General features: G+C 63.7%; 10 protein-coding genes. 5 read left to right on the top strand and 5 right to left on the bottom strand.

The genetic code is table 11. The features are described 5' to 3' along the window. From EN994_RS10080 to EN994_RS10070, 3 genes are all read left to right on the top strand, one after another. A partial coding sequence (locus EN994_RS10080; RefSeq protein ID WP_164745853.1) for a SulP family inorganic anion transporter occupies positions 1 to 1503 on the top strand: 1503 nt, incomplete at its 5' end. 281 nt (positions 1504 to 1784) lie between these two features. Then, a complete protein-coding gene (locus EN994_RS10075; protein WP_063169636.1) occupies positions 1785 to 3014 on the top strand; it encodes an AAA family ATPase in 1230 nt (409 codons plus the stop codon). Further along, positions 3011 to 3577, top strand: a complete 567-nt coding sequence (locus EN994_RS10070; RefSeq protein WP_063169637.1) for a hypothetical protein — start codon at positions 3011 to 3013, stop codon at positions 3575 to 3577. The genes EN994_RS10075 and EN994_RS10070 overlap by 4 nt, the downstream gene beginning before the upstream one ends. A gap of 284 nt (positions 3578 to 3861) precedes the next feature. Here EN994_RS10070 and EN994_RS10065 read toward each other — a convergent pair whose 3' ends face one another. Further along, on the bottom strand, positions 3862 to 4722 hold the full coding sequence (locus tag EN994_RS10065; RefSeq protein ID WP_063169638.1) for a hypothetical protein: 861 nt from the start codon (positions 4720 to 4722) through the stop codon (positions 3862 to 3864). Positions 4723 to 4835: 113 nt separating this feature from the next. On the opposite strand from EN994_RS10065, the gene EN994_RS10060 reads away from it, so the two are divergent. Continuing rightward, positions 4836 to 5636, top strand: coding sequence for a helix-turn-helix transcriptional regulator (locus tag EN994_RS10060; protein ID WP_063169639.1), 801 nt, complete (start codon positions 4836 to 4838; stop codon positions 5634 to 5636). Positions 5637 to 5657: 21 nt separating this feature from the next. Here the strand turns inward: EN994_RS10060 and EN994_RS10055 are convergent, their stop codons facing one another. The 4 genes from EN994_RS10055 to EN994_RS10040 are packed head-to-tail and all read right to left on the bottom strand — an operon-like array spanning position 5658 to position 7131. Beyond that, entirely contained in the window at positions 5658 to 6098 is a 441-nt protein-coding gene (locus EN994_RS10055; RefSeq protein WP_063169640.1) for a hypothetical protein, read from the bottom strand. Positions 6099 to 6120: 22 nt separating this feature from the next. Beyond that, positions 6121 to 6639 (bottom strand): hypothetical protein, encoded by a 519-nt coding sequence (locus EN994_RS10050; RefSeq protein ID WP_127307514.1) that lies wholly within the window; start codon positions 6637 to 6639, stop codon positions 6121 to 6123. After that, on the bottom strand, positions 6632 to 6976 hold the full coding sequence (locus tag EN994_RS10045) for a hypothetical protein (RefSeq protein WP_013528664.1): 345 nt from the start codon (positions 6974 to 6976) through the stop codon (positions 6632 to 6634). The genes EN994_RS10050 and EN994_RS10045 overlap by 8 nt, the downstream gene beginning before the upstream one ends. Positions 6977 to 6987: 11 nt before the next feature. Then, positions 6988 to 7131, bottom strand: a complete 144-nt coding sequence (locus tag EN994_RS10040) for a hypothetical protein (RefSeq protein WP_082826609.1) — start codon at positions 7129 to 7131, stop codon at positions 6988 to 6990. Between the two features lie 179 nt (positions 7132 to 7310). Between EN994_RS10040 and EN994_RS10035 the strand changes: the two genes are divergently transcribed. Continuing rightward, positions 7311 to 7977 (top strand): AraC family transcriptional regulator (locus EN994_RS10035; protein ID WP_127307513.1); only part of this gene is annotated, 667 nt, incomplete at its 3' end.

Here is a 7977-nt window from a genome sequence, read left to right as displayed (position 1 = left end):
CTCTACACCTCGATCGTCGGCGGCTTCATCATTTCGGCGCTCGGCGGCAGCCGCTTCCAGATCGGCGGCCCGGCCGGCGCCTTCATCGTGCTGGTGGCCGCGACGGTTGCCCGGGTCGGTATTGACGGGCTGCTGCTGGCAACGATGATGGCAGGGGTCTTCCTGCTCGCCATCGGCTATCTCCGTCTCGGCACCTACATCAAGTTCATTCCCTATCCGGTGACGGTCGGCTTCACCGCCGGCATCGCCGTCATCATCTTTTCCGGACAGATCGTCGAACTGTTCGGGCTGAAGCTTGCCGGCAAGGAGCCCGGACCGCTGGTGCCGAAGCTGATCGCGGTCGGCGAGGCGGCCGGCACCATCAACCCGGCGGCGACCTTCGTGGCGGTGTTGACCGTCGCCACCATCGCCGGCCTGAAGCGCTGGCGGCCGACATGGCCCGCAATGCTCATCGCCATCGGGCTGGCATCGCTGGTCGTGGCGCTTCTCGCACTGCCGGCGGAGACGATCGGCACCCGCTTTGGCGGTATACCGCGCAGCCTGCAAATGCCCGCTTTGCCGCCGATCAGCCTGGACAGGATGATTGACGTGCTGCCGGATGCCATTGCCTTCGCCTTGCTGGGCGCCATCGAATCGCTGCTTTCGGCGGTGGTCGCCGACGGGATGACGGGCCGCCGGCATCGTTCCAACTGCGAACTGGTGGCGCAAGGCTTCGCCAACATCGCATCCGCCCTGTTCGGCGGCATCTGCGCCACCGGCACCATCGCCCGCACGGCGACCAATGTGCGGGCCGGCGCCCACGGACCGGTTTCGGGCATCGTCCACTCCGCCATCCTGCTCGCCTTGATGTTGGTGGCGGCGCCGCTCGCCAGCTATATCCCGCTCGCCGCCCTGGCCGGCGTGCTGGCGGTCGTGTGCTGGAATATGTTCGAGAAACAGGCCTTCGCCACCTTGCTGCGTGCCTCGCGCGGCGATGCGCTGGTGCTGATGGCGACCTTTCTGCTCGTCATCTTCCGCGATCTCACCGAAGGCATCGTCGTCGGCTTCGTGCTGGGGTCGATCCTGTTCATCGACCGCATGGCCAAGTCGATTGCGGTCGAGGCCGATCAGCCGCTGGTGCAGGAGGATGTCGCCGACAGCACCAAGGCCTACGATGCCAGCGAGGCGACCGACGCCGACACCGTCGTCTATCGCATTTCGGGCGCCTTCTTCTTCGGCGCCGCATCGACCGTCGGCACCGTGCTCGACCGCATAGCCGACCAGCGCAGGAACTTCATCCTCGACTGCTCGGCCGTACCGTTCTTCGATTCGACGGCGGCCAACGTCATCGAAGGCGCCGCCCACAAGGCGAAACGCGCCGGTGTCCGCTTCATCATATCGGGTGCCGCGCCGCAGATCCGACGCATGCTGATCACCCACGGCGTCAAGCGCCCGCTGGTGACCTACGCCGCCTCGATCAAGGATGCGCGGGCGCAGCTGAAAGGGAAGCTGGAGGCGGGGTAGGGGCCGGGATTTGCCGGCCGGTGGCCATAGTCAGGACAAGGTGTCCACCTGTTGAATGCCAACTTCTTGACGTTGAGCTGACTCACGCACGGCGCGACGTGAACAACCGCACTGCGCCTCTTTTTGGTCATTTCGAGAACCAACCTCCGATTCCGAAAGCTGGCATCCATCCACGTTGCGCCGCCAATGCTCAATCCTCGGTGAGCATGAAGCGATCCTGTAATCGAATTATTGACGAAATATCGTTATAGATTCTATTATATCCCCAAGTGAGGTATCCCATGCTCTACAAGCTAGAGGTCGAAAACTTCTTCTCCATCCGCGATCCGCAGGTGCTCGACCTGTCGGTGGATGGAAAAGTGCCCGATCCTGAAGGCCGTTATGCCCCCATCTTCGAGGGTGCGGACGTGCGCGCGCCGAAGGTCGTCGCCCTCTATGGCGCGAACGCCTCGGGTAAAACGACGGTGCTGCGCGCGCTCGAATTCGTCGTGACGATGATCCGCGACAGCGTAGCGCGCACGGTGCCAGGCTTCGCTGGCATCGAGCGGTTCAACGACGTGGAACCCGGCAGTCGGCCGATCCGGTTCGCGATCGAGCTGGGCGGCATCATAAACCTGACGCCGGAAGTCTTTCAGCGCGCCACGAGCGGCGAAAAGGTCGAGCAAGGCACTTACCGCTACGAACTGGAAATCGAACTCAAAGAAGGGCTCGCGGTGCGGATCGCGTCCGAGTCGCTGCGCCAGAGGCCGAACGGCCAAGGGAAATGGCAGCGCGTCTATGAGCGCGATGCCGAGGGCAAGGTGAAGGACTCTAAAACCTTCAGCCTCTCGGGCTTCCAGCACCTCGTGAAGACGCTCGCCGGCAATCACACGGTGCTGTCATCATTCGCGAAATTCCAGCACCCGACCGCGCAGCTTCTTGTGGATACGGCGCGCAAGGCCTTCTTCCAAATTGAGCCTGTGCACTCCTTCGTCGATCGCGACGTGATCGACTATCTAAAGAACCAGCCCAACGTCGTCTCGCGGCTGAAGGATGAGCTAAGCCGCATAGATGTGGGTGTGGAAGGGATGCGCTTTCAGCATACGGACAACGGGCCGCTGCTGCTGTTTAAGCACGCGGGTCTTGCGGTCGAAATGCCTTGGCTGATGGAAAGCCACGGCACGCGGGCCTTTATCAAGATGTTCCCTTTCATCATGAGCGCACTCGATACCGGCGGGATCGCCGCGATCGACGAAATGGACGCGGCCATTCACCCGAACATGCTGCCCGAGCTGGTGCGCTGGTTCTATGCGGCCTCGGGACGTAACAAGTTCGACGCGCAGCTATGGCTCTCCTGCCATTCGGCCTCGCTGCTCGATGACCTCAACAAGGAGGAAATCGTGATCTGCGAGAAGGACCGGCAGGGCCGCAGCCACCTTTACAGCCTCATGGACGTGAAGGTGCGCCGCGACGAGAACCATTACCGCAAATATCTGAGCGGTGCATACGGCGGGGTTCCACACCTCGGATGAGCCGTCGTCGCCCGCCATATATCGAGCTTCGCCGTCCGGTTTATATTGGCTGCGAGGGAGCGTCAGAAGTCGGTTATGCCGGCTTTCTGCAAGATCTGATCCGCGATGCCAATTTGCCGGTGCACCTGCACGTTGACGAATTGGGGCCGGGGACCGGCGATCCGCTGTCGCGTATCGAGATGGCGGTGCTGCGCCTGAAGCTGCTCCAGAGAAAACGCCGTGCGCCCGCGGAACGCTTCGCGCTTTTGGATTTTGACCAGGCCGAGCGCGATCCGCAGCGCGCCGAGCGAACGCGCAAGCTCGCGGCCGACAACGGAATCACGATTCTCTGGCAACGGCCCTGCTTTGAGGCAATGCTGCTGCGCCATCTGGAGGGCAAGGCGGCCAACCGCCCGCCCGATACGCCGGGGGCGGTTAAGGCGCTCGAAAAGGAATGGCCGGAATACAAAAAGCCCATGACGCGCGCCAACCTGGCGCGCCGGATTAATCGGGATGCCGTCCTGCGGGCGGCAGGTGTCGAGGCCGAACTACAAGCCTTGCTCCGCAGTATCGGGGTGCTCTAGCGATCGGGATACGCGACTTCCGCGCTGTATGGTCGCCGGCGGCGGTGAACCGGTGGCGACGGAAGCTTCGCCACAAGCACGTCCCGAACCGGACGTTCCGCTCCCGGCCCAAAGGCGAGATCAAAATATCTGCTCGGCAATGTCGGCTATTGGCGCTTGGCACAAGGTGGGCCGATCCGGGGACGTCGTTAATTGGCCACAATACGATCCTCGCCGACTAACGACAGTCCATCGGCCGTTGGCGAACGTCTCGCAGCTCTGCCCTGAGGCGCCGATCATGGCTCTCAATCGAGCTTCAGCGCCACAACCTCGCCTTCGTTCATCAACGGCACATAAAGGATCGACTTGCCATCGGCGCCGATGTCGGCGCTGCCCGGCTTGAACTGCGCCACCACCTCCGGCGCGCCGCCCGCATGATGGCGGTAGAGCTTGCCGGTCATGTAGGCGGTGGTATAGATGGTGCCGCCGATGGCTACGACGCCGTCGAGATCGGCGAATTTCTGGGCGGCCGGCAAGGGCGAAACCACCTTGCTGGCGATGTCGACCGACAGCAGGCCGCCAAGCTCCGTCGTGCTGAAGTCGGGCTTGATGCCCTTGCCCCAGGAGGCGACGATCAATCGGCCGCCATCGGCGAAGATGCCGTTGGGTGAAGCCAATGCCCCGTCCTTGACGAACAGCTCCGGCCGGTCGCCATCGATGCGGTAGATGGCGTCGGCCAGCATGTCGGTGACATAGACCTTGCCGGATTGGTCCGATGTCATGTCGTTGAGGAAGACCGCGTTCGGCACCGCGATGCTGGCGACCAGCTTGCCGCTGGCGAGGTCGACGACGCGGACTTTCGTGATGTCGGCGACATAGAGCTTGCCGCCCGAGATCGCCATGCCCTTGGGTGCGTCCATGCCGTCGGTCCAGTGCTGGGTGACCGTCTTGCCGTCCAGCGACAGCACGGAGAGATAACCGTTGCCGTCGGCCTCGCCGGGATTGCCTGATATGTTGGAAACGATGATGCGATTGTCAGCGGCGTCGAACAGGGCCGATTCCGGCTGTTCGAGCCCGGTGGCGCGCCAGAGTTCGCCGGCCTCCGCGGCGGGCACTGCGGCAATGCCGATGACGGCGATAAAGGTTGAGGTGATGAGGGTGTTCATGACTGCTCTCCTGAGATGACGAGGCAGAGCTATGGCTTTCGATACTTTTCGGAAAGGCCTGACGCCGCTAGTATCGAATATCGATACGAAACTAGCGACAAGAGGTGCATCCAATGAACGGTCTGATCTTCCAGGCGCTGAAGCGGACGTTGAAGGCGAAGGGCGTCACCTATCGCGCGCTGGCCGAACGCATGGGCGTTTCCGAACCGACGGTGAAGCGTATCTTCCATGAGCGCAATTGCAAGCTCGACCGGCTGATGGAGATTTGCGCTGCGGCCGGTGTCGAACTGGAAAACGTGCTCGGCTCGATGAACCGGGGGCCTGGGCCGGTCAACCACATCGCGCCGGAGATCGAGCGCAAGCTCGCCAGCCGGCCGGCGCTGCTGTTCATCTTCGTCATGCTGTCAGAAAAGTTCACGCCCGAAGGCATCATGCGCTCGCAAGGCCTGAGCGAGGCTTCGATGTTCCTCTATCTGCGCGATCTCGAGGAACTCGGCCTGATCGCGCTCGGACGGGGTCTCTCGGCGAGACTGCTGGTCGAGACGCCGATCCAGTGGAACTTCGAAGGGCCGCTCAGGCCGCTGTTCGAGATGACCAACAAGAATTTCATCGGCTGGGCCATCACCCATATCGACAAGGAAGCGACCTTCGTCAGCTTCTCCAGGCGGATGCGGCCGGAGACGGCTGAAATGGTGCGGCGCGAGGCGGAGGATCTCGCCGACCGCGCCAAGCTGCTCGCCCATCACGACCAGCACACGACGCCGGAGGATGGCCTGATCGGCTACAAATGGACGTTTGCCTTTGGCGCGACGCCATTTCCGGCAATCATGCCGATCGGGCCGCACGCGCGAGATGCCGGGGCGAGGCCTGATACGCCCGCCGCCGCGAAAGGACAGCGGCCGCTGCCGGCCTGACCAGGCACCGCGTCAATCGTCTCAGCACGATTGCATCTGGTGGCTGAGCTTACCGCGCACGACCCTGGCAGTGCCGACCGCCACCATTTTTGCCGCTGTCTTGCCCCCCGGACCCGCCATGCGACCGGCGACGCCGACCGCGCCATTGACGGCGCCCATCGTCTTCATCTGCCCGACCGTCTCGTTCATACGCGCCCGGCAGTCCTGCATTTTCCTGGTCGCCTCGACTGCAGCCAGGGCCTCGCCAAGACCTGCCGGCGAGTCCGGGCCGGCCGCCAACTCCGCCAATTGCGCATGCTGGTCTGGCGTGATCGGCGGGCTGGCGGCCGTCTGGCTGCAGCCGGAGGCCAGCAGGCAGATCAGCATCGCGATCGGGCTGCCTCGCCCGGCACGTGCCGTGGCTGGAAAAATATCGCGATGTTCGGCCTCGAGGCTCCCGCCCGGAGTTGCTTTTCCGGCCACCCGTTTCCTGTTGCCCAACCTCCTATTGCCCCATCGCCGGGCCGAGGATGAGGCTGCGGATTTTTGGCGTCAGCGGCCTGACGACATCGGCGAAGGGGTCACCCTCGGCCCGCAAGGCCATCAAGCCTTCGTCCTCTTCGTCGATCGCGGCGATGGTCTCCGTCTTCTGTGCCTCGGTCAGCTCCCTCATGCCGGATATGGCATTTCTGAGCTTGGCGAAAATGGCATCGAGTTCTGCGACCGGCATCGTCGCCAGGAACCCGCGCATGGTCTCTCCAAGCGCGACCTTCCAGCTGTCGGCGGTGAAACCGGCGCTGCCGATCAAGCCCTTGTCCGCGGCATCGCGCTCGTACCAGTCGGCGGCGCTCTCCTCGTCATAGGCGAACTGACCGAATTCGGGCTGCAAGGCCTCGATCAGGCCGACGACCGCCGACGCATCCCGCGCTGTCAGCGCCAAGGCAGGCGGGCTGTCGAAGATCATGCCGGCAAGTGCGAGCGCGCCGGCCAGCCGGCGCATGGCTACGAAACGCCGCTCAGCCATAACAATCCTCCGCAATGCCGGCCCGGGCACTGCTCGTTGCCTGGGACTGCAGAACCGAGCCGCCGATCGAGGCGGCCTGGCCGGCAATGACCCCACCATTGCCAGCCAGACCGCCAAGACCCCCCGCCATCGACAGCACACCGCCGAGCAGAGCCGCATTGGTCTGCGCCTTCGCCGCCTTCTTGGCCGCATCGGCGCATGCCGTTTCCGTCGTCGGTTCGTTCCGGGCCTTCTTGCTGCCGGCCGCGCTCGCGATCGATGCCGGCCTGTCGTCGACCTGGCCCGTTTGGCAGCCCGCAAGGGCAATGGTCAGGGCCAGGAAAATGCTCTTTTTCATGGTGCTGCTCATCATCGGGCAGCGCGCGGCGGCAGCTTGGCCTCGCGATGATCGGTCACTGCGTTGCCCAAGGCGATCGACAGCAGATAGATGCGCGGATTGAACCCTGCCGCAGCCAGTGCCGACAGCGTCTTGAACAGTTGCAAATGAAACATCGTGCCCCCCTTTGGATTGCCGCCAATGCGGTTCCGGTTCCGGAATCGCGCCGCAAACTAGGGGCATAAAAGGGGGGCAGCTTGGACAGAACGGCACTGAAAGCGGCCAAAACGGCCCGGGATTGACGTTTTGCAGGCTCCGGCGCATATGACCGCGCTCTTGGGCATGGGGGGTGTCGATGACTGCGACGATGGGGACGTCAGCCTCATTCAGGCTGGCGACGGAGATGTTTCCGGAGCGGGATCGCGTCGAGATCACGCGTGAGGTTTACGGCCGCACGGTTCTGAGGGTGGACCTCGATCCGCTGGCGCCGGCGCAGATCGACATGCGGGTGCGCGCGTTGCCAGGCCTCGGCATCGCCACCGGCAGCTCATCGGAATTCCGGGTGCATCGTACGTCGTCGCTGATCGACAATGACGACTTCGTTCTTCTGGCGGCCCTCGACGGGGGCAGTGTGATGAAGCATCGCGGCCGCGAGGAGGCGGTCGGCAACGGCCAGGCGCTGATGATGAGCGGTGAAGAGGTTGGCCTCAACCTGATCGGCGCCGGCGGGTTTCGCTTCGTCAATCTGAGTTTTTCGCGCAAGCAGCTTTCGCCTCTGATCGGCGATCCGGCCGCGGTTCTTATGCGGCCCTTGCCGACCCAAAGCGGGGCGATGCGGCTGTTGCTCGACTATATCAGCTCGATCCAGGAGGTCGGAGACGAGTTGACTGCGGAGGCCTGCCACCTTGCGGCGGCACATGTTTTCGACCTTGCCGCACTCGCCATGGGCGCGACCAGGGATGCGGCCCAGATCGCACGCGGCCGCGGCGTCAGCGTTGCCCGCTTGCGCGCCATCAAGGCCG

It is taken from the genome of Mesorhizobium sp. M7A.F.Ca.CA.002.09.1.1 (assembly GCF_003998555.1).
GTDB classification, from domain to species: domain Bacteria; phylum Pseudomonadota; class Alphaproteobacteria; order Rhizobiales; family Rhizobiaceae; genus Mesorhizobium; species Mesorhizobium ciceri.
Note: the sequence above shows the minus strand (reverse complement) of the source record. Positions and strands in the feature narration are given on the sequence as shown.

Coding starts and splice junctions, on each gene's coding strand:
- EN994_RS10075 (WP_063169636.1), top strand. CDS start 1,785: ATGCTCTACAAGCTAGAGGTCGAAAACTTCTTCTCCATCCGCGATCCG.
- EN994_RS10070 (WP_063169637.1), top strand. CDS start 3,011: ATGAGCCGTCGTCGCCCGCCATATATCGAGCTTCGCCGTCCGGTTTAT.
- EN994_RS10065 (WP_063169638.1), bottom strand. CDS start 4,722: ATGAACACCCTCATCACCTCAACCTTTATCGCCGTCATCGGCATTGCC.
- EN994_RS10060 (WP_063169639.1), top strand. CDS start 4,836: ATGAACGGTCTGATCTTCCAGGCGCTGAAGCGGACGTTGAAGGCGAAG.
- EN994_RS10050 (WP_127307514.1), bottom strand. CDS start 6,639: ATGGCTGAGCGGCGTTTCGTAGCCATGCGCCGGCTGGCCGGCGCGCTC.
- EN994_RS10045 (WP_013528664.1), bottom strand. CDS start 6,976: ATGAAAAAGAGCATTTTCCTGGCCCTGACCATTGCCCTTGCGGGCTGC.
- EN994_RS10040 (WP_082826609.1), bottom strand. CDS start 7,131: ATGTTTCATTTGCAACTGTTCAAGACGCTGTCGGCACTGGCTGCGGCA.